The organism is Sphingobium sp. EM0848 (genome assembly GCF_013375555.1).
In the GTDB taxonomy this organism is placed as follows: Bacteria; Pseudomonadota; Alphaproteobacteria; order Sphingomonadales; family Sphingomonadaceae; genus Sphingobium.
Window position 1 is genome coordinate 94192 of sequence record NZ_JABXWB010000003.1, and the last position, 26118, is coordinate 120309.

At 63.3% G+C, this 26118-nt stretch carries 25 protein-coding genes; 6 read left to right on the top strand and 19 right to left on the bottom strand.

The genetic code is table 11. The annotated features are described in order from the left end of the window. Positions 1-10: 10 nt before the first annotated feature. Genes traU through HUK73_RS16665 form a run of 14 tightly spaced genes read right to left on the bottom strand, consistent with a single transcriptional unit; the run spans position 11 to position 11156 of the window. Positions 11-1033 carry a conjugal transfer pilus assembly protein TraU gene (traU, locus tag HUK73_RS16600; protein ID WP_176593135.1) on the bottom strand — a complete coding sequence of 341 codons (1023 nt, stop codon included), beginning with the start codon at positions 1031-1033 and terminating at the stop codon, positions 11-13. Next, entirely contained in the window at positions 1024-1302 is a 279-nt protein-coding gene (locus tag HUK73_RS16605) for a hypothetical protein (RefSeq protein ID WP_176593136.1), read from the bottom strand. The genes traU and HUK73_RS16605 overlap by 10 nt, the downstream gene beginning before the upstream one ends. After that, positions 1302-1958, bottom strand: a complete 657-nt coding sequence (traW, locus tag HUK73_RS16610; RefSeq protein ID WP_176593137.1) for a type-F conjugative transfer system protein TraW — start codon at positions 1956-1958, stop codon at positions 1302-1304. Before traW ends, HUK73_RS16605 begins: the two co-directional genes overlap by 1 nt. Next, entirely contained in the window at positions 1955-2491 is a 537-nt protein-coding gene (locus HUK73_RS16615; RefSeq protein WP_176593138.1) for a S26 family signal peptidase, read from the bottom strand. Before HUK73_RS16615 ends, traW begins: the two co-directional genes overlap by 4 nt. After that, positions 2472-3137 (bottom strand): TrbI F-type domain-containing protein, encoded by a 666-nt coding sequence (locus HUK73_RS16620; RefSeq protein WP_176593139.1) that lies wholly within the window; start codon positions 3135-3137, stop codon positions 2472-2474. Before HUK73_RS16620 ends, HUK73_RS16615 begins: the two co-directional genes overlap by 20 nt. Then, positions 3130-3495: a hypothetical protein gene (locus HUK73_RS16625; protein ID WP_176593140.1), complete on the bottom strand. Its 366-nt coding sequence runs from the start codon at positions 3493-3495 to the stop codon at positions 3130-3132. Before HUK73_RS16625 ends, HUK73_RS16620 begins: the two co-directional genes overlap by 8 nt. Positions 3496-3500: 5 nt before the next feature. Next, positions 3501-6089, bottom strand: a complete 2589-nt coding sequence (traC, locus tag HUK73_RS16630; protein ID WP_369805541.1) for a type IV secretion system protein TraC — start codon at positions 6087-6089, stop codon at positions 3501-3503. Continuing rightward, the gene (locus tag HUK73_RS16635; protein ID WP_176593141.1) at positions 6086-6895 is read right to left on the bottom strand and encodes a TraV family lipoprotein; all 810 of its coding nucleotides are present in this window, start codon (positions 6893-6895) and stop codon (positions 6086-6088) included. Before HUK73_RS16635 ends, traC begins: the two co-directional genes overlap by 4 nt. After that, positions 6892-7785, bottom strand: coding sequence for a DsbC family protein (locus HUK73_RS16640; RefSeq protein WP_176593142.1), 894 nt, complete (start codon positions 7783-7785; stop codon positions 6892-6894). The genes HUK73_RS16635 and HUK73_RS16640 overlap by 4 nt, the downstream gene beginning before the upstream one ends. Then, on the bottom strand, positions 7772-9112 hold the full coding sequence (locus HUK73_RS16645) for a TraB/VirB10 family protein (protein ID WP_176593143.1): 1341 nt from the start codon (positions 9110-9112) through the stop codon (positions 7772-7774). Before HUK73_RS16645 ends, HUK73_RS16640 begins: the two co-directional genes overlap by 14 nt. Further along, the gene (locus tag HUK73_RS16650; RefSeq protein ID WP_176593272.1) at positions 9112-9924 is read right to left on the bottom strand and encodes a type-F conjugative transfer system secretin TraK; all 813 of its coding nucleotides are present in this window, start codon (positions 9922-9924) and stop codon (positions 9112-9114) included. The genes HUK73_RS16645 and HUK73_RS16650 overlap by 1 nt, the downstream gene beginning before the upstream one ends. Continuing rightward, complete coding sequence (locus HUK73_RS16655) at positions 9924-10490, bottom strand: type IV conjugative transfer system protein TraE (RefSeq protein ID WP_176593144.1); 567 nt, start codon at positions 10488-10490, stop codon at positions 9924-9926. The genes HUK73_RS16650 and HUK73_RS16655 overlap by 1 nt, the downstream gene beginning before the upstream one ends. A 1-nt stretch (position 10491) precedes the next feature. Next, a complete protein-coding gene (traL, locus tag HUK73_RS16660; protein WP_176593145.1) occupies positions 10492-10782 on the bottom strand; it encodes a type IV conjugative transfer system protein TraL in 291 nt (96 codons plus the stop codon). Positions 10783-10835: 53 nt separating this feature from the next. Then, on the bottom strand, positions 10836-11156 hold the full coding sequence (locus HUK73_RS16665; protein ID WP_176593146.1) for a hypothetical protein: 321 nt from the start codon (positions 11154-11156) through the stop codon (positions 10836-10838). Positions 11157-11752: 596 nt separating this feature from the next. Between HUK73_RS16665 and HUK73_RS16670 the strand changes: the two genes are divergently transcribed. After that, complete coding sequence (locus HUK73_RS16670) at positions 11753-12271, top strand: XRE family transcriptional regulator (RefSeq protein ID WP_176593147.1); 519 nt, start codon at positions 11753-11755, stop codon at positions 12269-12271. Positions 12272-12278: 7 nt separating this feature from the next. Here the strand turns inward: HUK73_RS16670 and HUK73_RS26850 are convergent, their stop codons facing one another. Next, positions 12279-13202 (bottom strand): lytic transglycosylase domain-containing protein, encoded by a 924-nt coding sequence (locus HUK73_RS26850; protein WP_255326395.1) that lies wholly within the window; start codon positions 13200-13202, stop codon positions 12279-12281. A gap of 107 nt (positions 13203-13309) precedes the next feature. Here HUK73_RS26850 and HUK73_RS16680 point away from each other — a divergent pair, with 107 nt between their 5' ends. Both HUK73_RS16680 and HUK73_RS16685 read left to right on the top strand, forming a co-directional pair. Beyond that, positions 13310-14605 (top strand): hypothetical protein, encoded by a 1296-nt coding sequence (locus HUK73_RS16680; protein ID WP_176593148.1) that lies wholly within the window; start codon positions 13310-13312, stop codon positions 14603-14605. A gap of 162 nt (positions 14606-14767) precedes the next feature. Beyond that, on the top strand, positions 14768-15652 hold the full coding sequence (locus HUK73_RS16685) for a MucR family transcriptional regulator (protein WP_176593149.1): 885 nt from the start codon (positions 14768-14770) through the stop codon (positions 15650-15652). Between the two features lie 142 nt (positions 15653-15794). Here the strand turns inward: HUK73_RS16685 and HUK73_RS16690 are convergent, their stop codons facing one another. Together HUK73_RS16690 and HUK73_RS16695 are read right to left on the bottom strand one after the other, a co-directional pair. Continuing rightward, positions 15795-15965 (bottom strand): hypothetical protein, encoded by a 171-nt coding sequence (locus HUK73_RS16690; RefSeq protein WP_176593150.1) that lies wholly within the window; start codon positions 15963-15965, stop codon positions 15795-15797. A 101-nt stretch (positions 15966-16066) separates the two neighbouring features. Further along, the gene (locus HUK73_RS16695) at positions 16067-16582 is read right to left on the bottom strand and encodes a helix-turn-helix domain-containing protein (protein ID WP_176593151.1); all 516 of its coding nucleotides are present in this window, start codon (positions 16580-16582) and stop codon (positions 16067-16069) included. Between the two features lie 119 nt (positions 16583-16701). On the opposite strand from HUK73_RS16695, the gene HUK73_RS16700 reads away from it, so the two are divergent. From HUK73_RS16700 to HUK73_RS16710, 3 genes are all read left to right on the top strand, one after another. Further along, a complete protein-coding gene (locus tag HUK73_RS16700) occupies positions 16702-17529 on the top strand; it encodes a GntR family transcriptional regulator (RefSeq protein WP_176593152.1) in 828 nt (275 codons plus the stop codon). A 529-nt stretch (positions 17530-18058) separates the two neighbouring features. Further along, on the top strand, positions 18059-18691 hold the full coding sequence (locus HUK73_RS16705) for a lasso peptide biosynthesis B2 protein (protein ID WP_176593153.1): 633 nt from the start codon (positions 18059-18061) through the stop codon (positions 18689-18691). Positions 18692-18710: 19 nt separating this feature from the next. Beyond that, positions 18711-20447 (top strand): asparagine synthase C-terminal domain-containing protein, encoded by a 1737-nt coding sequence (locus HUK73_RS16710; protein WP_176593154.1) that lies wholly within the window; start codon positions 18711-18713, stop codon positions 20445-20447. On the opposite strand, the gene HUK73_RS16715 is transcribed toward HUK73_RS16710, so the two are convergent. Together HUK73_RS16715 and HUK73_RS16720 are read right to left on the bottom strand one after the other, a co-directional pair. Continuing rightward, on the bottom strand, positions 20329-22857 hold the full coding sequence (locus HUK73_RS16715) for a S9 family peptidase (protein ID WP_176593155.1): 2529 nt from the start codon (positions 22855-22857) through the stop codon (positions 20329-20331). The genes HUK73_RS16710 and HUK73_RS16715 overlap by 119 nt on opposite strands. Positions 22858-22911: 54 nt before the next feature. Then, positions 22912-26013 (bottom strand): TonB-dependent receptor, encoded by a 3102-nt coding sequence (locus tag HUK73_RS16720; protein ID WP_176593156.1) that lies wholly within the window; start codon positions 26011-26013, stop codon positions 22912-22914. Positions 26014-26118: the final 105 nt, after the last annotated feature.

A 26118-nucleotide genomic window follows, 5' to 3' on the forward strand; every position in this document is an offset into this window, starting at 1 on the left:
GTCCCCTCCCCTAAAGAACGCAACAGTTGCGCTTGCGCCAGACCAGATAGCCCATATCCTCGCCGGCGGCGGGATAGGCACGGCCCGCGTCGGGCGGAAAGGTGGATGCGCCGATGGCGGAGCAGGCGAAGCGGCCCGAGACGGTCGGGATCGGGTTCACCATCTGGAAGCGATATTGCTGCTTGCGCATGATCGGCATCAGATATTTTGCGCACAGGCCCTTGGAACCCATGGTGCCCCAGGCAAGCCCCTGCCGGTGCATCTTGTAGGCAAAGCGCGACAGAGCGAGGCGCGAAGACTGCACATGGCCGATGGACGAAGGGATGTTGCCGTTCATGGGATACATCGACCCCTGGCAGCCCGCGCACCAGAAGAGCGGATCGAGCGGCAAACTCGCGGTCCCCGCGATGCAGTCAGCAGCGCAAGCGGCCTGGGCGATCGGATTGGCAAAGACGATGGCTTCAGGATTGATGAGGCCCGAAAGCGCGTCATCCTGCCAAAGCGGATCGACCTCGGTCATATAGGCGATGTCGAAACTGGCCTGCTCGAAGCAGACGAAATCGGTCAGCAGTTCCATCCAGTAGAGCAGCGGATAGACATACCAATGGACATGCCATTTGGCAGTGCTTTGCGACCGGCCGCCAACCATCGAGGGCCCGGCCAGATAGCCTTGGCCGATATCGAAGCCGGGGGCGATCCGCACGCCGCCAAGATTGGGAAAGCACCATGGCTTCATCGTGACGTCGGCGAGGCGCGCCGGTTCCCAGAAGCCGACCGAGATACCGATGCGCGGCAAGGGATCGGTGCAGGCGCAGATCGGCGAGGCGGGGTTGCTCGGATCAGGCCGGTTGCCTGGCCAGATCTTCAATCCTCCCACCGACAGAGGGAACAGGCAGGACCAGCAGACGTCGGTGATCGGATTGACGAATTTGCCATGGCAGGCCGGGCCAGCGGCGGTGGCTCGCTCCGGCGAGAGAGCAAGCGCAAGGACGGCGCAGAAACAGGCCAGTGCCAGGGTGCGGATCAGGCGCATTCCTCGCCCTCCCCCACCGCCTCAAGATGGGCATTGTCGGCGCGGCCTTTGACGCGGAAATAGATAAAAGTGTGAACGGTGGTCAGGAGGAGAAGACCCGCGGCAAGCCCCGGCGCAACTGGCCCCACCAGCGCCCGCATGGGTGCGAAGAGCAGCGTCGCAGCAGCGAGCGCCAGGCACAGGCCCTGCCAGACATGGCGCATCCAGCCAAGGAACCGCGTTTCGGGCGCCGCCATGGGCGTGCGCAGCATATCGAGCCAAAGCGGCATCAGCCCGCCCTCCTGGCCAAGAGGACCAGCTCGCTCACCTGCATGACCTTGCCGGCAGGACTCACCACCGCCGGAACATGCTGGATACCGAATTTACCGGTGAGCCGCCCTTCCTGGTCGAAATAGAAGCGCCGTTTGCGGTTGGTCATCTCCTCGATGGGCGAGCCGCTGACCAGGATGATCTTGGCCTTCACCTCGCTGTAGCGCGTGGTCGCCCAGGCCATCTGCGCGGAATCGTCGCCATCGACGAAAACCAGATCCTGGCTGATGGTCACAAAATCGAGCGGATTGATCCTTTGCCCGGCCGCCGCGATCAACTGCCCCTTGGGATCGCGAATATCCTGCTCAACCGTGACAGTGGGATCGAACCGCCAGCTCCGCGCCACCTGGGCGGGAGTGATCCCCACCACCGGATCGGGTCGCCGGACCTTGGCTTCGACGCGCTTGGCAAAGGCTGCATTCATGCCCGCCAGTTCCCCGCTCGCCTCCGCTTGGGTCAGTCGCGCCTCGATCGTTGCCAGCAGATCGGGTTCGATCACCGGAAAGGTCTGGCCCGCCTGGCCATAATCCTTCGCTTCGCCGCGCATCGCCCCGCCGATGAGCAGCACGCCGCCGAGCCCCGCCAAACCGAGGATCCCACCCACCAGACGCTTCATAGCACAGGCTCCCCGGTGCCGATGATCTGTCGGGTGCAGATGAGGCCGATCTCCGCATAGCGGCTGTCGAACCCGTCCTTGTGCGGGGTGCCCACATAATAGCATCCGCGCGGGATGACGCCCGTGGGACCAGGGGTCAGTGTCTCCCCGCGCCGCGTGCGCAGCTTCATCCGCGCAACCGGCCTGCCATTGACGCGGACGAGCGCGCCCTCATGCGCGACGACATCGTCGGGCATGCCATAGACGCGCTTGCCGAACATCGGCGGCACAGCGCCGAAGTGCCGCTTGACCAGCGCATTGGCCGGCGCGTTGAAGAAAACATAATCGCCCCGCGCCGGCAATTGGGTACGGTGGATGAGGAAAGCCCAATTGGGCAGCGAGTCCGTCCGGTTGATGAGGAAGGCATGGCGATCCCGCCAATCGCGCAGCGCGCCGTAAGTCGCCCATCCTAGCAGCCCCAGCCCCAGCATCACCCAGAGCCGCTTGCGCGGGCGCCAGCGCGACACCGGCCCCTTACTGACCGCCTGCGCCATCGGGGCCTCCGAAGGTTGATACGGACGCACCCTGATAGGCGCCCGGCAAGGCGGGTTCGGGCGTACCAGCAAAGGGCCGTGGACCTTCGACCGGCTGGGGCGGCGCCGATGCCATGGGGTCGATCGCCACATCAGGCAGCGCCAGTGGCACGGTCTGGAACGGCGCCATGGCCCGCCGCTGCAGAGATTGCATCTCCTCTGCGCTCGCCTGCCTGGGGCGCGCTATGCCCGAGGCGTACACCGCCTTCTTGATGCTCTCGGTAATGTCGGGGACATTCTTCGACAGAACCGCCTCGCCCACCATGACGATCTCGCCCTTTTGCGAGCGGCGCTGCAATTCCCTGTCGAGCGCAGCCATGAAGCGGCGCATGTCCGCTTCCACCTGGGGCTGCGGTGCCACGCTATGGGCCTGCGTCTGCACATAATCCCCGACGATCGCCGACAGGCGAGCCGAAACGATCCGATCCCGGGCCGGCATCACCAATGTCTTCGTAACCCACATGCCCCAGACAAGGCCCACCACGATGGCCGCGCCCGCGACGAGTTGACCGCGGGTGAACCCCGCAAAGAGGCCGGCACGGCGGGGCGCGGCCGGAACAGTCGCGGAAGGGGGCGTGGGGAGATCGAATTCCTGCTGCTCAGCCATGACAGGGACTCCCCGGCTTGGCCATTGGGGTGAGGAAATGGTGCCGCCGGAAAAAGACGATGGTGAGGGTGACAAGCATATGAACCGCGAGCAGCTGATGATCGAAGGACGCGGCGCGATCTGCGTTTGCCACCAGATAGCGACCCGTCAGATTGCCAAGCTGGTGCATCAGTCCTCCGATCGAAAAGCCACCGATCGCGAGAAAGAAGAGGACGAACATCCCCCAGCTCATCAGCACTGCGCCGACGCAAAATCTGGTGAGACGCAGACTGACATAGGCAATCGTTGCCCAGTCAAGGCGCCGGCGTCTCCGCCGTATGCTGCTCAAATCGGGGAGCGCAATCGCTTCTGGATTCATGGCGCCTACTCCGCTGCCATTGGAAGACTGTTCGGGTCGGCCGACCATTTGTCCGCACGGTCGGGAAAGGCGATGCGCTCGATTGCCTGCTCCATTGGGACGCCTTGCGCGACCATCTGTTCGATCGCGGCGAAGGTTCTGGGGCTCGAGGAGAAGAGCGTCGCTGAATAGGGATCGAGCACCAGGCGACCCACCGCCAATGTCTCCGGTCCCTTGATCAGGATGTCGGAATATTCAAAGCCGTTGCGCTTCAGGGAACGGAGCAGTGCATCGGTATAGTCGTCCATCTCGAAGCGATCATGCTTTTTGAAGTCGGCAATGGTCTCCGGTTTGTGCTGGAGGATCACGAACCAGTCACTATTCTCGAGCGCGGCGATCGAGCCCGCAGACTTATAATAATCGTTGAGCGACTGGGTCGCGGTCACCAGAGACGCGCCATATTTGCGGCAGGTACGCGCGTAGGTCTCGATGAAGTCGGCCATCGCCCCGCCGCGCAGCATCTGCCAGGCTTCGTCCAGCAGCAGGGCCTTGGGAATGGACCGGTCGAGCTTGCGCATCATCTGCTGCGCCATGAACATGATCGCGGTCAGCACGACGCTGCGCAATTCCTCCCGCGAGGAAAGGTCGGAAAGTTCAAACACGGTGAGGTTCGCCGACAGCTCGAACGATACCTCGCCCTGAAAGAAGCTTCCGAACGTACCCCGCGACGAGAAGGGCCGCATCGCAATGCCGAGCGCGGCAGCCTGCTCATGGCCGGTCCGGTCGAGCGCGGCGATCACATCGTCGATCGTGCCGGCATGGCCCTTCTCTTCCCACACCTCATTGACCGCGCCATCGATCAGCCCGCGCTCGGTATCGTTGAGCGTATCGATATGCCGCGCCATCTGGTTCACGATGGCCTTGAGCATCGCCAGGCAATCGAGCCGATAATCCTGGTCGCGCGCCGCGAGATCCGGGTCGATCATGCTGAAGGGGTTGAGGCAGAAACCCGAGGACATGGTGAATTCGACAAAGGCGCCGCCCTGGAGCTTGGCCGAATGCTCGAACGAGCGGCCGTCGTCGATCACCACCACCCGCGCACCCGCGCCGCAGAGCGAGGCGCATAGTTCCTGGAGCGCCACGGACTTACCCGACCCTGATTTGCCGAACACCGCGACATTATGATTGCCGGCGCTATTTTCGAACGGACTCCAGAAGAAGGGCTGGCCGCGCCGGCCAACGAGCAGCATGTGCGGGATCGGGCCGCCCAGATATTCGCCCTGGAGCGGGGCGAGGTTGGCCGCCGTGGTGGTCAGCATGGTGCGCATCCGCTTCATGCGTTCAAGATCCCGGGCCAGGCCGTTCGCCATGGTCATGGGCATGGCGCAGAGCAGGCCCATGACCTGGAGGTAGCGATCGTCGAGCAGGTCCCAGCCGGCGGCGCGATAGACGGATTTGAGAACCCGTTCATTTGTGTCGCCTTTCCCCTTGGGCGAGAAGGCGGTGACTGAATAGAAGAGCCGGACGAGCTTGCGCCCCTGCTTCATCTCGTCATTGACATAGCGCCATTCCTGGCTCTGTTCCTTGAGCTGCGGCAGGAAACGCGCCGACTTGCTGTCGGCAAGGCTGGTCGTGCGCATATATTTGAAGCCCGCCTTGCTGCTGGCTGCTTCCACGTCGGGAAAGTCGATGCAGAGATTGGTGGCGACCGGGCATGGCATGCGCAGCTTGTCGGTGAACATGTCGCCGATCAGCCGCGCCATATCCCAGGGCGCCCAGCGCTGGGGCAGGTTGCGAACCGAGAAGGAGCGCACATCGAAGACGTCCGGGTAGATTTCGCCGATCTCGGGCGTGCCGTCGATCTCACGGCCCGTCGGACGAAAGCGTTCGGTCCGCAGCAAAATGCGATCGGCTTCGACCCGCATCTCGATATCGCGGCGGATCGCCTGGTCGGCTATGCTGTCGAGGGGGTTATAGCTGACGGCATCATCGCCGGGCGCGGTGGTCGGCGAGGTGATATCATCGATCCACGCAATGAGTGCCTCCGGGTCCATTCGGCGCGCCGACACATTGATCGAGGCGAGCGCGGAAATGAGGCCGTCCATCACGCCTGTAATCTCGTCATTGGAGACGCGCGAGCTTTCGGGGGTGGAATAGGAGATGGCGACGCGATGATGGCGCAGGCAAAAGGACGCGTCGGCCGAGAGCGAGGTCCACACGCCTTCGGTCATGCATTCGACCCGGTGCCTGGCCATGCGCTCATAGATGCCATGCGCCTGGTATCGCGGCACATACCATTTGGAGAGGAGTTCGCCGACGCGCGGGCTCATCCATTGGTGGAATTGCAGGCAACCCGGCGTCGGGATCGCTTCGGACAGGAACTGCGCCAATATCTCACCGCTGCGCTCGTCCGCGCCCACCATGGGCGCCACTTCCAGCACGAAGCCGCGCGAGGCGCTGTTGTAGAAAATCCCGGTCTTCGCGTCATAGCTGCGATAAGGGAGCCAGTGGGCGAGCATCGGCACGCCCAGAGCCGGCCGATCGGCGTCGGGCTGCTTGATGTCGCCCAGCAGGGCACCCATCAGGCGGTCGAGAAAGGCGGGCTTTGCCATCATTGGTCCTCCGCTATGGCGCCTGGAAAGGCGGCGGCGCGCATGATGGCCGCCGGTGGCGGTGCGAGGGGCGGCTTTGCATCCGGGGCGGGTGTGCCCGCCCCATCCTGGGCTGGCGCTGGCGTCCCGGCGGCATGACTGCCTGGGTTCGCTTCCGTGGAGGCTCGCGCATCGCGCCGGGTGGCGGCAAGGCGGCGCGCCACGTCCGATTTGATGGTGGCGACCGGATCGGCCTTGCGCGCTCGCGCCGCCTCCACCGCTGCGGGCGTTGGCAAGGTGGGATCGACCGCTTGGCGCCCTTCCGCTCGATCGACCGTTTCCGCGAGACTCGGCATTTGCGGCGCGGCCGCCAGCGCGTTGCGGGCCGGAGCCGGTTCCACTGCCTCCGCCCCGCTTTGCCACTCTCCTTGCGCGACGACGGCGTGGATGGCGCTCGCCTCGTGCAAGCGCCCGCGCTCGTCAATAAAGGCGGGGAAGACAATCCGCATCACGCGCTCGCGGGATCGGGTTCCGTCAGAGGTGACCGGTGCGCCCGCGGGCGGGGCTTTGGCGGTGCGCGCTGGAGGCAGCTTTCCATTCTGCTCCTGATAGGGGCCAGCCGGCATCGGATCTGCCGAGGGGTCGGCGGTGATCATGGCCAGCGCGCGGTCGTCTATCACCGCGCTCGGCGCACAGATCCCGTCAGGCGCGGCGCAGGCGAAGCTGCCCTTGATATTGCCGCTGAGGCCCGCACAGCCGCCGAGCGCCGCAAGGCAAAGGATGACACAGGCGCATCGGCCCCACATCCGCGCTGCAACCGTCCGGCTCACGACCGGACCTCCTTCAGCCATTGTTCGAGAAATTCGCGCGGCCGATAGCCTTCGAGGACCGCGCCGTCGCTCCGCACGATCACCGGCGTGCCGTTGAGGCCATGGCTTCTGGCGAAGGCTTCGTTGGCGTCGAGACCGGCCGTATCGCAGTTCGCTGCCTGGGCCAGGGGTTCGCCGGCATAGGCGGCATGAACCGCCCGCTCCCGGTCCTTCGCGCAATAGACCCGATCGGCAAGGTCGCGGCTGCCCAGCACCGAGATCGGCCGCTCGATCACCTTCACATTCATGGCGCGCAGGACATTGGAGAGCGCGCGACAATAGCCACAGCGAAAATCCGTGAAGACCGTGACGCTCTGGCCTTGCGGATTGCCCCAGACGATCGCGCCCTCCGTGCCAAGCCCGTCGAGCGAGAGTTTGCGCGGGGTGGCCGCGACGGGTGATCGAGCTGGACCAGCCTTGTTGCCGGCCGTCGTTGCGATGGCCCTCTGGGCATCCTGGCCGGTGATGTTTGCCGCCGCATTGGCCGAAGCCGCCGCGCCCACCAGCATGTCCGGGTTCATCTCGAGCAGCCGCGCCGCGGTCAGATCCTGACGCGTCTGCATGTCATAGACCCGGCCGATGATGAGATAGCGCGCGGCGGGATCGACATAGAAGAGGTTGGCGCCGGCAGTGATTTCGCACAGGCCCCGGACCTTCTTGCAGTCGATCGCGCTCACCGCAGTCCTGGGAAGACGGGTCTTCAGCGCTGAGCGCACCGCGTTTTCCGGCGTCAGAATGTCGGCAGCGTAGCAGACAGCCCCCACTCCCAGGCTGGCGAAGGCGGCCGCCAGCAGATAGAAGGGATCCAGGACGACGGTATGGCACAGACGCTCCAACTTAGTTGCGAACATAGACACCCTCCAGGAAGACGATTTCGACATCGATGCCGGTCGGCATCTCGATCACCGGCTGATATTGCTCGGCGCGTTCGATCAGATATTTGGACACCATGTCGCCGGTCTGCGCGACGCCTTCGCCAAGGCCCCCTTCAAGGATGTCCCCGGTCGAAAGCTTGTCACGCTTGCCGTTGGTGCTGATATTGGTGCCCTGGAAGACGCTGTTGGCATTGGCCGAAAAGCCCCTGCCGAACCCACCGACCAGGCCTGCCATGAAGGCCTGGGTGACCAGCGAGCCTTCGCGCGACACCACGCGGCCGCGCACCCCGGTCTTCCCGCCAAAGGCGATGAAGCCCTTCACCTCCGAGACCGCATAGCGGCCGCCAGGCTGCGGACAGGTCATCTTCTGGAGTTTCACGTAAACTTTTTCGCTCGAAAGATCGCCGCGCGCCGCGCCGTTGATGAGGCAACCCTCGATCCGGGTGGTGAGAAGCCTGCCATTGGCGAAGACCGATCGGGCAGGACCGGTAATACGCAACACGACCGGCAGCGGATCGGTCTGGCTGTTGACCCCGGCGCTAGCGTCAACGCCGACGATCACCCGCGCCCGCGCAAAGCTGTTGGGCGGGAGATAATTGGGGCTGTCGGTATAAACAGTGCTGCCCTTGGCGATTTTCGAGGCGGTGCCCGTATCGCTGCTGGTGAAGCTCACCATCTTGACCTCGTTGCCGCGCGGGAGCGCTTCTGCGGTCCGCTGCATACCCGTCCCTGCCGGCCCGTCGGGGCGCTGATAGCTTTGCGGGCCATTGGTCCCGTAGAGGGCGGAAGGGCCTGGGGTGGGTGGTGGCGCTGTGCGCCGATCGGAGATCTGGCGCTTCAACTGCTCATTCTCGGCCTGATAGGCGGTGAGAACCCGCTGGCCATCGGACTGCATCGCCTGGTTCTGGGCTTTCAATGCCTCGACCTGCGCTGCCAGCTGGTCCATGCGCTGCTGCTGGCCGCCCACGGCTTTCAATTGATTTTCCTGCGCCTGGAACTGGTTTTCCGACATCGCCATCCACTCCTGCTGGGAGAGGTTGCGGTTCACCAGATCCTTGGTCGAGACATCGACCTGCTCGCCGCTGCCGGCCTCGACCTCCGGCTTCTTGTTGTCGCCGCTGATGATCCAGAAGGACGAGGCGACAAGGCCAATGCCCGCCGCGCAACCAAGGAGCAGCCGTTGCTTGCGGCGCACCACCTCGTTGCCGGCAAGGTCGGCACTGATCGGGGACACCTCCTCCCCCTCCGCCTCGATGCTATCGGTCGACTTGCGCTTGCGCGAAAATAGATCAGCCAGGGCCATTAGGGCCTCCCATTTTGCGAGATGAGATAGGCCGTCGTGATCTTGCCCGGCTCCAGCCGAGGCTCCGAGATCGAGACAGCGATCGTGTTGCTGGGCGCGACCGTCACCTCATTGAGCTCGACGGGCTTGGTCCCCTTATTCTCGATACGCAGCACCTTGCCTGTGAGATCCGATCCGCGATATTCCGCGATCATCTGGACCTTGAGGTCACCTACCTGGACGGGGCGAAGCGAGCGCTGGCGCATCTCATAGCCGGGGGTCGTGCCATTGGCATACATGGCCTGCATGAGTTCAACGGCCGCTTCCTGCGGTCCCGGCTTTTGCTGCGGCGCGTCTTGCGCCGCCTTCTCCTCAGCGATGGCGGGGTTGGAGACGAAGATCTGTGACGCCTGATCGCCGCCAATGCGGCAGACGAACTTATAGACATAGCCGCGCTTGCTGGTGCCGAAGAAGGAGAGCGCAGGCTTGGCAAAGCCATCGGGCACCGAAAGATAGATGTCCCCGCGGACCGGCTCGTTGACGACCGAGAAATCCTCCGCCGGATTGCCGGACGCGATTTTCGAGACGCTGGCAAATTCATCTTCGACGAGGCTGATACGGGTCAGGTCCTTGGCCGATGCCTGGCAATCGACCTGCGCACTGTCCGCCGCCATGATGGTCTGGTCAGCCCAAGCCGGCGCGCTGAGCAGCAATATCGCAACCCCAATCAGTCCAAGGCCAATAAGGCGACTGGCCAGGCACAGCGGTCGGCTGGCGAAGGCAGCGCCGCCGGCGGCGCTGCCAATGATGGTGACGATGATGGGGGCCGTCATCATGGCTTCTTCCCCTTCTCTGCCTCGACCATGCCAAAGCCGATGAGCTTCAGGGTCAGGCCTGCATATTCCCAGCGGTAGCGGAAGGTCCGCAACTGCTTCGAGACAACCTTGCTGCCGACGATCGTGTGCAGCTCGCCCGTCACCTCCGAGGTCAGCCTGTCGGGATCGATCGTCATCGACTGGATCGTGAAGAACTGCGCGATCGACGATCCCCGCTGCTCCTCGACGATCTTCATGAGATCGGCCTTGAGCCGCCCCTGCGCTCGCGGCGCGGTGATGGCGAGGACACTCTCCATCCAATATTCGAGATTTTGCGGATTGCGATCAAGGGTCAGCAGCACGACGTCGCGCGTGATCATTTCCAGATAATCCCGGCTGACGCCTGCGCTCGATACGGTGAGCGGCGATCGCAACACCGGCTGCAACACCACTTCTCGGTCCCGCGAGAGCGTGACGCCCAGTAGCACGACGCTGGCAATCCCCAGCGCACCGGTCACGGCGAACAGGAGGTTGCGCTGCTTCAATATCCGCTGGTGCTGCGAATGTTGGTAGGAAAGATCCATGTCAGCCTGCCATCAGTCGGAGGTAGGAAGGTGGCGTGGCCCTAAGGCCGGTAAAGCCGGCCGGAAGATGCCAATAGGCCAGGTGCAAAAGCCATGAGCCCGCGCGTCCTGCCTTTGCTTTCCGCAGACCCCACCAGCCCGCGCCCGCAAGCGCTATGCCAATGAGAATATGCTGAGACAGGATACCCCAGGCGAAGGGAATAACCATCGCCAGGAACTCATCCAGCGTCCAGAGCCCTATCAATTCAGGATCATCCAGATGAACCGGGACCACATATTTGTCCTGTGCCATACACCACCCTCTTGTCGGCCCGGTGGCTCAAAGCCCTTGGGCCACAAAAAGCTTCAGATCGTCGCCGTGACGGTGGAGGTGACGATCGGGATACCCGTACCCGCGCCCACGCCGACACCCACCGGAATGGCGATCTGGCCCAGCGAGAAGCGGCCGGAGGCCAAGCCCACCACGCCGCCCACCAGCGAGAGGATGGTGATGATCCGCCCGCCCGAGCCTTCGAGGAAGGCGCTGAACGTATTTTCCGCCGTATCAAAGGTGGTGTCGGCGCCGGCAAAGGCGGGGCCAACCATCAGCAACAGAGCGAATGCGACTATGGCGAGCCCAAGCACCGCCAGTTCCACCCGCCCTGCCTGTTTCAGAACAGACTGCATGAGAGGTTTCCTTGTCTTTTTGAGCGCGGGATATCCGTGCTCCAGAGAAAGGCTGGGTGCGTTTGGGCGCTTTCACCAAGGAGGAAGAGCGAACAGGGCCATCAAACCCTAAAATAAATGGCGTTACGCGACATTGGCGACTGGCAAGGGCGCAAAATTGTCCGTGTTCGCGGGCAACTGTCCCGTTTCGCGGATTACTGTCCGTGATCGCGGACAGGCGAATATTGCAACAGGGATGATTCGTGAAAGTCATCACCCGATTCGTTCCATTCGGGATAGCGCCAAAATGACTGGAGTCTTGTAGCGGGGTGTAGTTGCACGATTATCGGGACATGCCAGGAATTTGACGACCATTCGCCTCGCAAAAGCCCGTCACGACGGGAATATGAAGGGGTTCCCTCAATCACATGAAAATAGTTTGAATATCGAATCCGCGAGGCCGCATGTTGCGTTACGGAAAGCCTGTGCGTCTCTCGAAAGCATGACAAACAGCTTCCCATAGGCAGGTGATGAAGTTGGGTCGGGCAACCCGCTTCAAAGCGCCAGTGACGCACGCTCCGGGGGGAAAGGACCCAATTACCAACAGGGAGATTATCATGGTGTGGCAATCGGATGGTGATGATCCAGGCAAGTCCAAACCTGGCCGGGCGGATGTGCAGGCGGGCTTTCTCGCCGTCATCCTCGACGCCATGGTGCACAAGCGGCTGAGCGTCCGCGATCTCGCCGGCGCCAGTGGCATCGGCAAAAGTCGGCTCGGCGCCGTTCTACACAGCAACGAGGCCAAGCGGCCGCCGCTGACCGTTCCCGAACTTCAGATGTTGCTCGAAGCGCTCGATATCCATGTCCTCCACGCCTGGCTCAAAGGCGAGGCGCTCCATCATATGGGGTCGCACAGCGACGGCCGACTGAACCGGCTCTTTCCCCTGCTTTCCGAATTTTATCTCGACCTGCCGCGCAAGTTGCTCGCCGCCATGGCGGAGATCGACGGCGCCGATGGCACGGAACTGCGTCGCGAATGGTCGGGGCCGCTCGCCAACGCCGTTGCCAGGCGCATGGCCCATGAGATCATGCGGGTCATAGAGCGGCGCAACGCGCTGACCGATCTGCGCTTTTGAACCGTTCCTAAAATGTCGAAACCTGTGCCAGGCGATACGGGGCCATGGTCTGCCGATCGCCCGCACTTGCCTGTGTTTCCGGCCGGCCGCCCGGTATCGCAGGGCCGCTCAGCCGAGACCAGTTGCGCAATATGTCGTCGACATAGAGGCGGGTCTGCCGGATGAGGGGGACCATCGCTTTTCGTATCCGGCCCGGTCCCGCATTATAGGCGGCGAGTGCCAAATGGACCTGGCCGAAGCGATCGAGTTGCTGGCGCAGATAGCGGGCGCCGCCCCGCAAATTCTGGTCAACAGCATAGCGATCGACACCCAGTTCCGCAGCGGTGTCGGGCATGAGTTGGGTCAATCCATAAGCATTTTGGGACGAGAAGACATGATGGCGATAGCCGCTCTCCTGGATGATCATCGCGTCGAACAAACCGACCGGAATGGCAAATTCGCAGGCGATCTGGCTCATCAGGCCGTAATAACCCTGGCGCCGGTCCTCGACGTCTGCCCGCAGGAATCCGGTCGGACGGTAGGCAACGGACAAGCAACCCGGCACCCAGCGCGGGGACGGCAACCCATAGAGCGGACCGCCGGTCATCCAGGGCGGGATGGCGATCGCATCCGTAGAAGGCGAGAAGCGTCCAGGACCGACGGGGTCGGCGATGCTCCGGGACTCCTGGCCCGATTCCTGCCCCTGCGCGAAACTGGTCGCCATCTGGATTTCGACCGACGGGCGAGTGGGGCCACCAGCGAATGCGTCTGTCTGGACCGCAAACGGGGGAGCCGCGGCATCTGCCGGTGCGGAAGGATCGGCCGGTCCGTCAGCGGACGGGACAGCGCCCATCCTGATCAATTGCACCGTTCGCAAGGTCTGCGCCGCAGCGGCATGTGCCATGCATGTTCCGACGACCATTATCCCGGCGAGCAGAAAGGCCCTGCGCATAGCATTCTCCTGAGCGTTAAGGCCCAAGTGGAGATCAGCGCGACGGAGGCTGTCAACCCTGCGGCGCGAGACTGTGCCTCCCCTCGTCCTTCTCCCGCGAGGCTCGCATGTGGTTGATCGATCGGAATAGTGATGGGCTCCAGACCCGGCGCATCCCCCTCCCCCGGCCGGTGCGCGAGGCACTGGTTCGCTGGTATGAAGGAGATGGCGACCATCATGATGAGGAAGCAGGTATATTGCTCGTCCAGCAGGCGCGCATCGGCGAGAAATGGATTGCCTGCGACTGCCTGGAAGAGAGCGAGGCGCCGCCAATCCTGACGCCCGCTTACTTGAGCGAAGCGGAAACCTATTATCTGCGGCGGCTGACCAGCGCCAAGCGACCCGAACATCGCACCGACTGTCCCTTCTTCCGCGACCAGGCAACCAATCGCATCACCGAAGTGCGCAGTCCTCTCAATCCGGCGGAACCTCCGGCGGGCTTCTTCGAAGTGCTGCGGCCCGCGCCTGAAAATCTCGCGCAGCGGCCCGAAGAGGATTTGACCGACGACCGCACGCGCAACGCGTCGATCCCCCGGCTTGCCCGACTGCTCTGGCGCCTGATCGATGCCGCGGACCTGAACCGCCTCCCTCCCGTTCGCCACGCTTCCCTCTCCCCTTCCATCAGGCAAGAGTTCCAGGCTCTTGGACAGGCCGCCGCGAAGATTGAGATCGCGCCCGGCATGGAATTGGCAAGCGCGCTCTGGACCCACGCCCAGCCTCTCCACAGCAAACAGATCTATGCGTCACTCCGGCGGCTTTCCGAGAAATGGCCGCGCGGCCATGCACCCCAGGCTTTTCTCACGCTGTTCGCACCAGCCTTCCAGGGCACGACAATTGAGGTGCCGGGCGGCGAACCGGTGCAGGTCGCCAATCGCGTGCAGTCGCCATCGGTGCGGACCAATATCATCAAAGGTCCCTATCTCGTCCTTGTCGTTGTCGGTGAATATCCGGAGTCTCGTAGCTTCGCTCCGCTGCGTGCCTATGCGCAGCCCATCTATTCAGGGCGGAGATTTGTTCCGGTCGACAGTGAGTTTGAACGCCTGGTGTTGCGCCAGCTTCTCGAAGCCCAGAATAGCCTCGACCGTCTCAATATTGATCTTGCAATCGAAAAGCCGGTCTTCGATCGATTGACGGACCTGGGGCCCTGCAGACCAGACTTCCTCGTCGAAGCACGCTCAAGAGAGACCGGCGAAATCCGACTATTGATCATAGAGGCGATGGGGTTTGACGACGAAAGCTACCGCGCCGCAAAGGCCGTGACGCTGCCCCGGATGCGGCAAATCGCACCGGTCCTTGCCGTGACACCCCGGGACGCGGACAGCCGACGAATAGGTCCAATGGTGATCGAGACTATCCTGTCATGACCTTGATCTGATTCATCAAAATTACAGGGCATGACCTCACGGAACCATGGTGTGATGAAAGTCTTTAACTCGTCTCGTCTTGGCTCGCGCAAATGGTGATTTACATTTTGCTCCATTGCGCGCATGAGGCGCAGAACGTTCCTCGAAGATGGGTCCGCGATCATGGCCGACAACAATGCTCCCGACATCACCGTTCTGACCGTCCAGTTGGTGAGCGCTTTCGTTTCCAACAACACGGTGGCGAGTAACGACCTTGCCGGCCTGATCCAGTCGACGCGCGCCGCGCTGACCAACGAACTCAATCCCACGCCTGCCGCGCCCGAGGCGCCCACTTACACGCCTGCGGTTTCGGTCCGTAAGAGCCTGTCATCGCCGGACCATATCCTCAGCCTCATTGACGGCAAGCCCTACAAGACCTTGAAGCGTCACCTGGCTTCGCACGGCCTGAACCCCGAGGAATATCGTTCGCGCTACAATCTGCCCAAAAGCTATCCGCTGGTCGCGACCAGCTATTCGGATGCGCGCCGCGCGGTCGCTTCAAAGATCGGTCTCGGCCGCAAGCCCATCACGCCTGCTGCTCCGGCTGCAGAAGCCAAGCCAGCCGCGGCGGCTGCGCCGAGCACGCCCGCTCCTGCAAAGGCAAAGGCGCCTGCCAAAGTCGCTGCGCCCAAGAAGGCGGTGAATGGCGACGCCAAGGCGAAATCGGTCAAGGCCGCAGCTCCTACCGCTCCCGCCAAGGCAGCTCCCAAGGCGCCTGCCGCAGCAAAGACGGCTCCAGTTGCCGATACAAAGGCTGCGCCGGCGAAGGCGAAGGCCGAACCCCGCAAGCGCCTGTCGATTGCCGCGCCGAAGGACGAAAAGCCCGCCGCGAAGGTCGAAGCTGCCGCCAAGCCGGAAGTGAAGGCCGCTGCTCCCAAGGCCAAGCCGGCAGCCGCGCCGAAGGCGGCGAAGCCCGCAGCGGCTGCAAAGAAGCCTAAAAAGGCGGCCAAGGCGGTTGTGAATGGCGACGCCAAGCCTAAGGCTGACACCGCGTCAGCCAGCGCCTGAGCGATCAGTCGGTTTTCAATGCCCTGATTTCAGGACAGCCCCGCTCCGGCGGGGCTGTTTTTTATGATCATCGGCCCATTCAGTTGCTACTGGATCGGCCAATGCTTTTTCAGGCAATCACACAGGCAAACCGGGCTTTCGGTTAAACGAGGTCTGCTGATACTGCCAAAAGATACCGCCTTATGTCTTCAGCATCATGCTCTCCGCCAAGGGCGATCGACGCATTGATCGTCTTGCGCAAGTCCTCGAGCTGAGCCTGGCGCAATTCAGCAAGACGGAAATGTTCCCGGCGCTCGGCAACGGGTTCGTTCATGGGACTCAACGGGCCTCGTCAGCCGACAATAGCAAATTTCGTAAACCAGCACCTAAGGACATGCGCGAACATCGCTGCCCACCGGATGAAGTGCCGATCCTTCAACCTTTGGCAAGACGCGGTTTGCGCACATTCACAGGCACGGACGCCGACTTGCGCGATTGCGGCTGCCGTTCCTGGAGCCAGTTCTCGGCATAAGTGTCGCGGGTACGAACCCATCCAGTCAGGTCTTTATTGACCTTCTTCATCGCGCCGAGGATCACTCCCAGCTCAAGATATCCGATATCGTTGCCCAGCTCGTCGTTGAGCTCCCCCATATGGATCATCACGATCGTCATGAGCTTATTGTCAGCGCAGCGCACGGCAAACTCCGGTGAACCAAGCTGCACGACTGCCGCGAGCGCATGAGGATCGGAATTGGTTGCTTCCGCGAAACGCGTTATCCGGTCATTACTGATGCGACCCTGGCCTGACTCCAGATAGTCGTAGGAGCGAGCCGACATGCCCATCGCCTTGGCTACTTCGGCAACGCTCATTCGACGCATCTTACGGACCAGGCGCATGGCCTCTCCGATCAGAGCTCCATCGTTCGTTTCCTCAGGCGTCTTGCTGCTCATCTCCACATCATTCCGTCGGGTTTCCAGGCAGACCAACGCAGAACCTGGCAGCGTCAGTTTCACAATAAAACCAGAAAAACGTCTCCAGATAAACCTTTGATTTTGTTCGCGCAGAAAATTTGCGCCAATTCGGCAGCTTTACCGCGCAATCGCGCAAAATTGCTGCGGCAAATGGGCGCTCTTTTGTGATTGTCGCACCGCAAATGTGGGAAAACACACCCTCCACCCCAGCTTGGATCAATTTTTACTCGCCAACGCCCAGCACCGCCGCGACCTCCATGATTCGGATCTGGAAGGGACACGGCATGTTCATGGGTACTTCTGACGACAGGGCTTATCTGCAAGCGTATAAAGCAATCCGTCTGGCACTGCGCGAACGCCATTGGGCGGAAGGCCAGCATGTTTCCGCCAACCAGTGCGCCAAAACCTATCAATTTAGCCCGACACCCGTGCGCGAGGCCATGGCGCGGCTAGCGGGCGAAGGCCTGCTCGAAGAGCGGCGCGGCATGGGCTATTTTGTTCCTCGCCTCGGTCCGGTGGAATTGAGCGAACTTTACACCGTGGCCCAAAGCACGGCGGCCATGCTGGTGAATGAGCCTGTCATGCTCCCCGCCAAGGTCACAGCCAATCGCGCTGAGCAAACAAAATTCGACAGTGGCACGATCCTCGTGACACTGGCCGGACAGACCGCGAACTCGCTCCTTTGCCAGCTTGCGGCCAATCTCGATGCGAGACTTGCTCCCGTGCAGGCGGCCGAAGCCCAGATGTTCGACCTGGCCGCCGAGTCTTCTGAATTTGTGGCGCTGCTTGGAGGGGGTGACCGACGGCTCCTACAACGCTTCACGAACGGCTATTACGGCAGACGGCGCAGGGCCGCCCTCGAGATTGCCCGCCGACATGACGGCAGCGCGAAAACCGGCAACAGAATGAAAAGAGAGCGAAAATAAGCGCAATATCATTTGAATAGCGAAGCGCGCCAGTGCCTCATGGGCATGCCGATGTTCGGCACATTCCAATGAAGGAGGTTCGTGATGACCAAAGTGAAGACCGTTCGCCTGCGGCGCCTCGGCAGCGTCTCCCGCGACACCAAGGCGATCGTCCAGACGGGCGAGCAGGAGGAATTCATTCCCGTCCTGTCTTACGCCTGACCCCACCCGGGAGCGGCCTTCAAGGAGGTCGCTCCCTCCCCTATCACCTTAAACCCCATCACCACCGCACCGGGAAAATCGAGCCCAAAGCATGTGCGACCCCCGCCACATGAGCTGGCCGACCCCGGTGCATCCAACGAACGAGGTTCATTCATGAGCAAGAAGAAATGCGTTGGCCTGCGGCGCCTTGGTAGCGTCTCGCGCAATACCCATGCGATCACCCAGATGGGCGACAGCGAAGAATTCATGCCGGTTCTCTGCTGGCCCTGACGCCTATGGGAGCGGTTCCAGCCGGACACTGCTCCCCTTTTCCCATGGGAACCGTTTCATGCCGCTCACTCCCTCCCCGCATGTCCGTGTCGCTGATGTCGACAACGACCTCATCCTCCTCGATCTGTCCGACGACAGTTATTTCTGTCTCTCAGGCGAAGAGGCAGATGAAGTCATCCTGGCTCTCCGAGGGGACGAACAGAATCCCGAGAGTCCGGTGATCGCTGAATTGCTCGATGCGGGTCTCCTGCGCGCAGTCGACGACCTCATCCCGGCCTTCCTCGAGCGGCCGATGCCCGAGAATGGGATGCCCCCTCGCGCCAGCACGTTGGCAAGCCTGACGCTCCTCCCCGCCATCCTGGCGGGACTCATCCACTATCAGCTCCACCGCAAGACCCTGCTTCGCCGCCCCGTCCGCACGGCAACAAGAAAGACGCTGGATGACGCAGAGGTTATCCGCCTGGTCCGGCGCTTCCGGCAATTGCGCATCCTCATGCCGCGCAGCGGCCGTTGCTTCGTCCAGTCCTGGCTGCTGCTCAGACTCCTGCGCAAACGCGGCGTGGCCGCGGAATGGATTTTCGGCGTGCGGACCTATCCGTTCGAAGCCCATTGCTGGGTGGAGTGGCGGGGCCGCGTCCTCAATGATTGGGCCGATCATGTCCGCTGGTACGAACCCATTGCCCAGTTCTGATTCCTTATCCTTCTGCGCCTTGATCGCGCCATCCGGTTCATCGGCCGAGGCCCGCGCCCGGACCGTCGCCGGCGCCCTGAGCGCGCGGCTGCCCGGCCTCATCGCCCAGGCGGACCATCCCGGCTTCCTCTTGCTTGCTGAGCCTCAGCGTCAGGGTTGGCAACAGCATGGTGCGCGGAAGAATGTTACCCATGTCCTCGGCGAACTGCTGCCGGGCACGCTGCCGGCCGCCTCCCTTCCCGCAGCTCTGGAGACATCCACCGATCCCATCGAGGCGATGACCGCCCTTACCCGCCTGTGCTGGGGCCGTTATGTCACCTTCGTTCATGACGCGGAGCGCCAGCAAACCAGCTTCCTGCGCGATCCGTCCGGGGCGCTCCGCGCCTATATCTGGAAGGTCGATGGCCTCACCCTGGTCGTCAGCGGCTTACCGGACGCGCTCCTCGAAAGTGTCGGCGTTCGACCCACCATCGATTGGTCCGCGCTCGGGACGCTCACGGCGCTTCCCGAACGGGTCGGAAGCCTGAGCGCCCTTACCGACGTGACAATTCCGCTGCCCGGCACGATCTATCATATTGGTAATGGCGGCATCACCACCCAGTCCATCTGGTCGCCGGCCGCGTTCGCCAGGCAAAGCCCGACGTCCCTCTCCGATCTCCCCCGCACTCTTGCCAATTGCATTTCCGGATGGGCACATGGATGCGACCAGGTCGCCATTGAACTATCCGGAGGCCTCGATTCCTCGCTCGTGTTGGGTGGGCTCGCCCGGCGGAAGCAGCGGCCGGCGCTCCAGGCGCTCAATCTCATTCCGCGTTCGGCAGGCGGCGGAGAAAGCCGCTTTGCCCGCGCGGTAACTGATCATTGGCGCGTTCCCCTGGTCGAAGTGGGCATTGAACCCGAAGAGATCGACTATCTCGCGCACGCTGAGCGATCCCGCCCGGAACAGCCCTTGGTCTATGGCCTGGACCTCACCGCCGATCGAATATCTGCGAACATTGCGGACAGTATTGGCGCGGCGCGGATATTGAGTGGCCAGGGCGGCGACGCGGTGCTGTTCCAGCCGCGTGGCCCTCATGTCGCTGCCGACCGGCTGCGCGCCAAGGGGCCCGGCCCGACCTATTGGCGGTTGCTTGGGTCGGCCGCCGCGTCCACCGACAGGTCGATCTGGTCTGCTCTCTGGCGATCCCTGCGGCCAGCGCCAATCCGCGTCGCGCCCAATTTCCAGCGGGCTCTCGCCGGGCCAAGGCTGAGCGCGCAGCTTGAAGCTGGGCCGCCGCTTCATCCCTGGATGGAGGAAGCGCGGCGCCTGCCACCAGGCAAGCGGCTTCAGATCGCCATGCTCTCCAACTGCCAGATCTTTCACGCCCCAACCCTGACGGCCGCTGGCCATCGGCTCGCCCATCCCATGCTGTCGCAGCCGGTGGTCGAGCATTGCCTGCGCGTGCCGGTCTGGGAATTGGTGCCCGACGAGCGCGACCGGGGCGGTGCGCGCGATGTGTTGGCTCAATGGCTGCCGCAGGCCGTGCGTGAGCGTCGCACCAAGGGAGAGGCGACCGGCTTCTATAGCCGTGCTATCGCGCTCCAACTCGATCGGTTGGGACCGCTGCTGCGCGAAGGTCATCTGGTTCGGCAAGGCATCATCGACCGCGCGGCGCTGGAACCGATGCTGGACGCGGAAGCGCTGCTCTGGCGTGGCGACCATTCGCTGCTGGCAACGCTTGTGGCAATGGAATTATGGGCGCAGCGATGGGTGTAGCAATCCGGTCAACCGATAGCCGATCGGTGAGCCAGGCAGATATGCGCTGCCACATGTCGCGGATATTGCCGGGGCTGCGCACGCTATGCGCCTCGCCCCAATAGCGCAGCAAGGTGACGTCCCGCCCGGCGCGGTGCAGCAGCGCAAACATGCGCTCGGCATTGATCGCAAGCACCGCGTCGATGTCGCCATGGATCAGCAGCACGGGATCGCGGATGCCCTCGGCCTGATAATAGGGGCTGCTCCGCCAATAGCGTTCGGGCGCCGCCTGCGGCCCCGTCAGCATGTGCCCCTGCCCGCCCTCGGCCCATCCGAAACCCGACGTCAGTGGAAATCCTTCCTTCATGGCCACGCGGTCGGGCGGCGGCAGCGCGCCATGCTGGATCGCAAGGTCCGCGGGCGCGGCGCTGGCAATATAGGCGCGGAAGCGGTGGCTTTGGGATGCGATCTTGAGGCTCGTGTAGCCGCCGAAACTGTGGCCATAGACCGCCATGCGCTTGCTATCGACCAGGCCCGTGGCGAGGACCCGGTCGACCGCCTGCTCGACCTGCGCGGTCAAGCCGGCGCCGCGGTCCATGCCATCGTGCGCGTCAACGAGGCTGGGCATGAGCACCGCATAGCCCATGCTGGTAAGGAGGAGCGGATTGACCGGTGAGGCAACAACGTCCGGTGCGAGCACGGGAGGACGAGTGTTGGTGAAGGTCGTCCCCGGATAGGGGATCACGACCAGAGGGTGCGGCGTGGGGCTATGTCCCGTTGGCAGGATCAGCCAATCGGTCAGCCCGGAGGCAGGATTTATCAGGGGACGCATAGTCGGCAGGTCAATGTCGGCCAGATGGCCATTGATCCGGTCGATCTCGCGAATGCCGACCGGCCCTGAGACCATGAGCCGGCCGACACCCCTTATATCGCGCGCGACCCAAAGCGCGATGCCGTGCCGCCCGTTGCCTGCGAGCAGACGGGTAATGGGAGAGTCTCCTGTCTCGATTGCCCGAGACGGCGTGCCGGGCCAATCCAGCTGCGCTACCCTCCCCTGCAAGAGGGCAACGGGGGTGTTGTCGTTGATCGGCGTGATCGAGCGATGGTTAGCACGAATGCCGACGTCGAAACTCTCGCTGGCCGGGCGAGTTATCAGTAGCGGTCCGCCCGCTATGATCCGCTCGACGTTGCCCGCCCGATCGATCGACCAAAGCCCATCCGGGCAGGCGAGGAGCAGTCGGGTGCTCCCCGCCTGCAGCGCCGGCGGCTGGCAGGGCAGCCGGGCCAGCGCCTTATCGATAGTTTGTGCCGCGCGCGGAGCCGTCCAGCGATCTTGCCCCGCCCCGCGTCGGCCATAGAGAAGCGGAACTTCACCCCACCACCCCGCGCGCGCCAGACGGACGCCGCTGTCATCGGGCGGCAGATACGGCGTGACCTGCTCGAACGCAGCGCTGCTTTGCCCGCTCCCTGTATTGAAGACCCGAAGCGCGCCCATCGCCCAATCGTCGCCGGGCTTGCGCGCGAAGAATAAGAGCTTGCTCCCTTTGGGCGCCCATTCGAGGAACCCGGGCTGGATGTCGCAGTTCGAACAGGCCTGATGCTCCAGTCCACCATTAATCGGCAAGACCGACAGCCGATATTGCCGGTTCTGGTCACTCGACCGCACGGGCACATTCTGGGGGATGACCGTTTCCGGCCCCTCGCGCAGCAGGGCAAGCCAGGCCCGATCCGCCGAGATCGCAACATCGACGATCGGCCCAGTCGCAATCTGCCGCGTGTCCTTCGTATCAGCGTTCACCAGCAGGAGTTTGCGTTGCGGGTCCGGCGCCGCCTCGCCCTTTCCGCCGATGACCGAAACACCCGGCTGCGCCCCAAGCGCCGTTCGCGCCCAGAGCGGCGCGACCTCCGCCTGGAAGCGGCTGCCGGCAGCGAGCGGCCAGGGCAGAGCTGGGCTGTCCGCTTCGACCAGCAGCAGGTGACGATCGTCCAGCCAGTCGGGCGCCGGATGCAGAACCGAGGTCGCGGGATGCTGCGGAAGCCACTTCACTTCCCGCGCCGCCATGTCGACGATCCCCAATGACAGGGTTTCATCCTTCAGCCGGAACACCGCGAGGCGCTTACCCGAGGGCGAGAGGCTGGCGATCCAGTAGCCCGCGCCATCATCCTGTGGGAACAGCGGCTCGAGACGGCGGCCATGCTGAAGATCGAGGCGCATCACGACGCCCAAGCCACGGCGGTTGAAGCCATCATAGCGGTAGCTCGTGCCGCCGTCATAGCGGCGGTAGCGATCAATCACCGCCCACCGGGCATCAGGATCGACTAGCGCCTGCCCGTAGCTTTCAACGCGCAGCATATCGTCCACGCCATAAGGGCGTGCCTCGGCGATGCCGGCCGCGGCCAGGCATAGCGCCGCCAGCCATGGGAAACGCATGGGTAAGAGTCCTGATCTTGGAAGGGGTGCGAAAGGCGGCTCAGCCGCGCCGCGCTACCATCGCTTTTTTATCTGCATCGACAGGAAGCGGCCAAGCACGTCGGCGTTGGCCGGATCATAGGCAAAGCCAAGATTGCGATCGACAAAGGGCGGGTCGCGGTCGAAGAGATTCTGCGCGGTGAGCGCGAGGCTGAGGCCCTTGCGCCAACCCTCTGTCGCTCGCGGCTCGTAGCGCAATTGCAGGTCGATCCCCGTCCATGAGGAGATTGGCCGCGCCGGCACGCTGATATTGTCGGTATAGGACCCGACATGGTTGACCGAGAGCGTGGCGCCGACATCGCCGCGCGCCCAGTCCAGGGTGCCTCGCGCACGGAAGTCGACCGGATTGCCGAGCGTGCCCACCCGTTCGATCATGGGCGAGGCAGGCGTCAATTGATCCTTATAGTCGATGAGGATCGTGCTGTTGATCGACAGGTTCAGCCGGTTCGAACCAAGGGTGAGACTTTGGCGCACCAGCAGATCGACGCCCCGCACATCGACCCGCGCGGAATTGACATAACGCCCATCGATGATCGCACGGAAGGATTCAGGCGCGAATGTCGTCGGCACGCTCGACCCCGGCACGGCCAGCAGCGCCCGGACGCGCGCCAGATCGGCGGCATTATGTGCAGGATCAATTAGCGTCACATAGGGCGCGTAGATCGGATTGGTGAGCGCTTGCAGGATATTCTCGGTGACCGGCTGGCCAATCCGGTTGGAAAAGCGGGTCTGGAAATAATTGGCCTCAAAGCCAAAGCCTGGCGCAGCCTTGGGTTGAACCTTGAAGCCCAGGGACAGCGACTTCGCCTTTTCCGGTTCCAGATCGCGATTACCGCCCCGAAGCGAAAGGACGGGCAGATTGCCGCCGCCAGTCGTCGGGAGCTGGGTATAGGAGACGCGGAAGGGATCGAAGATTTCCGGAAGAGCGGGAGCGCGGAAGGAGGTGCCCCAGCTTCCCCGCAATTGCAGGCCGTCGGCCGGCTCCCACACCAGCCCGATCTTGGGATTGGTGGTCGAGCCGAAATCGGAATAGCGCTCATGGCGAACCGCCAGCAACAGGTCGAGGCGCTGAACGCCGGGGCGCGCATTCTCTGGACCGACCAGCGGCACGGCCAGTTCGCCGAAGACCGCCACGATCGTCCGGTTGGCCTTGGCCGCGACCGGCGCAGGCGGGGTCACGCCAGAGGCAAAGGTCTGGATCGAGCGGCTGAAATCCTCCTCCCGTGCCTGCGTCCCGAAGGCGAGCTTCACCGGGCCGCCTGGCAGATCGAAGATCGTGCCGTCAGCGATCAAACTCCCGTTCAGCAATTCGCTGCGGTAGTGCTGGCGAATGAAGCCGCTGCCGATGAAGTCCGTGATGACGGAGCTATTGCTGCTGCCGTCGCCAAAGGGATTGAAATAGCCATCCCGTGCCGCACTGAAAGGCGTTGCCGGATTATCAGCGGTGAGGCCCAGCGCTTCGTTGAGCGCGGTGCTGTTGAGCAGATGGTCGCTCAACTGGCGGTCGACCTGCCGGGCATGAGACAGATAGGCGTCGACTTGCCAGTCACCGCCCAGCTCCGCTCGGACCCCGGCGGTCACCGAGTGGCTGCGCACCCGTCCGCTGCTGACGATCGGGCCAATGTCCCGACCGAAATCATAAGCAATCGCAACCGACGAACCGCCAGTGGGCGAGACAAACCACGGATTGGAGCGGGTCACGCTCATGATCGTGAGCGAAGGCTGCGATTTCGCATCGAACTTGCGATCCGAATAGCGGCCCTCGACATAGAAGGTCAGGCCATCGGTCAGCTCCTGCTCACCACTCACGAACAGGCTGTGTCGGTCCTGCTTCGAGAGCAGATCGACATGGGCCCGCGGGCTGGAGAGGCTTGCTCCGGGGATGAAGTCGCCGGGAGCAAGGTCCGTCCCGTCCTGCCCATCGGGAATCGCATAGGCCGGGACATAGGTGCGGGTGACCGGGTCCAGCACGACGATCGTGCCCGGCACCGAGAAATATTGGCGATAATCATGCCCGCCCAGCGGCCGCAGGTCCGCCGAGCGCGTATATTTGCGCGCGGAGCCGGGCAAGCGGCCGCGATGCTGATATTCATAAGCAGCGAGGATATGGCCGGTCGACCAGCGCGCGCCCACGACCTGGCCTGCAATAATGTCCTCGCTGCCGCCACGCGTCACCGTTCCCAGCCGCATCCGGCTTTCCGCTCCTTCGAAGTCCTTGCGGAGCAGGATGTTCACCACGCCGCCGATCGCATCCGAACCGTAGAGCGCGGAGGCGCCGTCAGCCAGCACCTCGACCCGCTCGACCGCGACCGCCGGGATGCTTGAGAGATCAGTGAAGTCCCCTTTGCCGCCCGCGCCCGCCGCGCGGCGGCCGTTGACGAGCGTCAGTGTGGCGTCGGAGCCGAGGCCGCGCAGATTGATGCTGGAGCCCAGGCCCGGATTGATACTCACCCGGTCCGAGCCGGTGAGACTGGTGTCCTCATTGGCCATGCCCCCGAAATTCTGCGGTAGCAGCGCCAAAGCCTCAGCGACCGTGCCGGCCCCCGATCGCGCGATGTCTGTCGCCGTCATGTTGATCACCGGAGAGGATGGCGGGGCTGCCGAGCGGATATTGGTGCCGGTGACGGTGACGGTGACCTCCGACGCCGCCATGTCCGGTGCCCGGACCGGCTTTGGTCGCGGTGCGACCAACTGCGGCGCGCGCTGGGTGCGAGCCGGGGTTTGCGTCGAGGCACGGGGTGGCGGCGAAGCCTGCGGCGAGAGTATATAGACATTGCGCCCCTGATGGCTGACCGCAATGGGATAGCCGCCAATCAGCTTGCGCAGTGCCTTGTCAGCATCCATCGATCCCATGACCGCATGCGCGCGGCGCCCTTCGACCAACTGGCTGCGATAAAGCAGCTGCCGTCCCGTCAGCGCCATATAACGCTGCAGAGCCTGGTCGAGCGATCCGGCCGCGATGTCGAAATTTTGCCGGGCTTCCTGCGCGCGCACGATAGGCGCAGCGACGGGAACGGTTGCCAGCGCCCAGGCCGCGCAGGTCAGCAGTCCACTGCGGCAGAATCCGACCGCGCTACGCTTCCCTCGCTTATCTCGATGGACGATCTTGACTTTCATGGTTCCCCTTCCCCTGCTGGTCCGGCGGACTGAGGGGCGGGCTCGCACCTTCCCCTGTCGCCTATCCCTGCAACGCAAGGGATTGGGGGTAACCCTGGCAGACAT

What these genes read in the sequence shown, in the direction of transcription:
- HUK73_RS16650 (WP_176593272.1), bottom strand. Translation starts at nt 9,924, where the DNA reads ATGACGGCCCCCATCATCGTCACCATCATTGGCAGCGCCGCCGGCGGC.
- traL (WP_176593145.1), bottom strand. Translation starts at nt 10,782, where the DNA reads ATGGCACAGGACAAATATGTGGTCCCGGTTCATCTGGATGATCCTGAA.
- HUK73_RS16640 (WP_176593142.1), bottom strand. Translation starts at nt 7,785, where the DNA reads ATGTTCGCAACTAAGTTGGAGCGTCTGTGCCATACCGTCGTCCTGGAT.
- HUK73_RS16620 (WP_176593139.1), bottom strand. Translation starts at nt 3,137, where the DNA reads ATGGCTGAGCAGCAGGAATTCGATCTCCCCACGCCCCCTTCCGCGACT.
- HUK73_RS16705 (WP_176593153.1), top strand. Translation starts at nt 18,059, where the DNA reads ATGCCGCTCACTCCCTCCCCGCATGTCCGTGTCGCTGATGTCGACAAC.
- HUK73_RS26850 (WP_255326395.1), bottom strand. Translation starts at nt 13,202, where the DNA reads ATGCGCAGGGCCTTTCTGCTCGCCGGGATAATGGTCGTCGGAACATGC.
- HUK73_RS16665 (WP_176593146.1), bottom strand. Translation starts at nt 11,156, where the DNA reads ATGCAGTCTGTTCTGAAACAGGCAGGGCGGGTGGAACTGGCGGTGCTT.
- HUK73_RS16625 (WP_176593140.1), bottom strand. Translation starts at nt 3,495, where the DNA reads ATGAATCCAGAAGCGATTGCGCTCCCCGATTTGAGCAGCATACGGCGG.
- HUK73_RS16690 (WP_176593150.1), bottom strand. Translation starts at nt 15,965, where the DNA reads ATGAACGAACCCGTTGCCGAGCGCCGGGAACATTTCCGTCTTGCTGAA.
- HUK73_RS16695 (WP_176593151.1), bottom strand. Translation starts at nt 16,582, where the DNA reads ATGAGCAGCAAGACGCCTGAGGAAACGAACGATGGAGCTCTGATCGGA.
- traU (WP_176593135.1), bottom strand. Translation starts at nt 1,033, where the DNA reads ATGCGCCTGATCCGCACCCTGGCACTGGCCTGTTTCTGCGCCGTCCTT.
- HUK73_RS16720 (WP_176593156.1), bottom strand. Translation starts at nt 26,013, where the DNA reads ATGAAAGTCAAGATCGTCCATCGAGATAAGCGAGGGAAGCGTAGCGCG.
- HUK73_RS16670 (WP_176593147.1), top strand. Translation starts at nt 11,753, where the DNA reads ATGGTGTGGCAATCGGATGGTGATGATCCAGGCAAGTCCAAACCTGGC.
- HUK73_RS16685 (WP_176593149.1), top strand. Translation starts at nt 14,768, where the DNA reads ATGGCCGACAACAATGCTCCCGACATCACCGTTCTGACCGTCCAGTTG.
- HUK73_RS16715 (WP_176593155.1), bottom strand. Translation starts at nt 22,857, where the DNA reads ATGCGTTTCCCATGGCTGGCGGCGCTATGCCTGGCCGCGGCCGGCATC.
- HUK73_RS16645 (WP_176593143.1), bottom strand. Translation starts at nt 9,112, where the DNA reads ATGGCCCTGGCTGATCTATTTTCGCGCAAGCGCAAGTCGACCGATAGC.
- HUK73_RS16605 (WP_176593136.1), bottom strand. Translation starts at nt 1,302, where the DNA reads ATGCCGCTTTGGCTCGATATGCTGCGCACGCCCATGGCGGCGCCCGAA.
- HUK73_RS16680 (WP_176593148.1), top strand. Translation starts at nt 13,310, where the DNA reads ATGTGGTTGATCGATCGGAATAGTGATGGGCTCCAGACCCGGCGCATC.
- traC (WP_369805541.1), bottom strand. Translation starts at nt 6,089, where the DNA reads ATGATGGCAAAGCCCGCCTTTCTCGACCGCCTGATGGGTGCCCTGCTG.
- traW (WP_176593137.1), bottom strand. Translation starts at nt 1,958, where the DNA reads ATGAAGCGTCTGGTGGGTGGGATCCTCGGTTTGGCGGGGCTCGGCGGC.
- HUK73_RS16655 (WP_176593144.1), bottom strand. Translation starts at nt 10,490, where the DNA reads ATGGATCTTTCCTACCAACATTCGCAGCACCAGCGGATATTGAAGCAG.
- HUK73_RS16615 (WP_176593138.1), bottom strand. Translation starts at nt 2,491, where the DNA reads ATGGCGCAGGCGGTCAGTAAGGGGCCGGTGTCGCGCTGGCGCCCGCGC.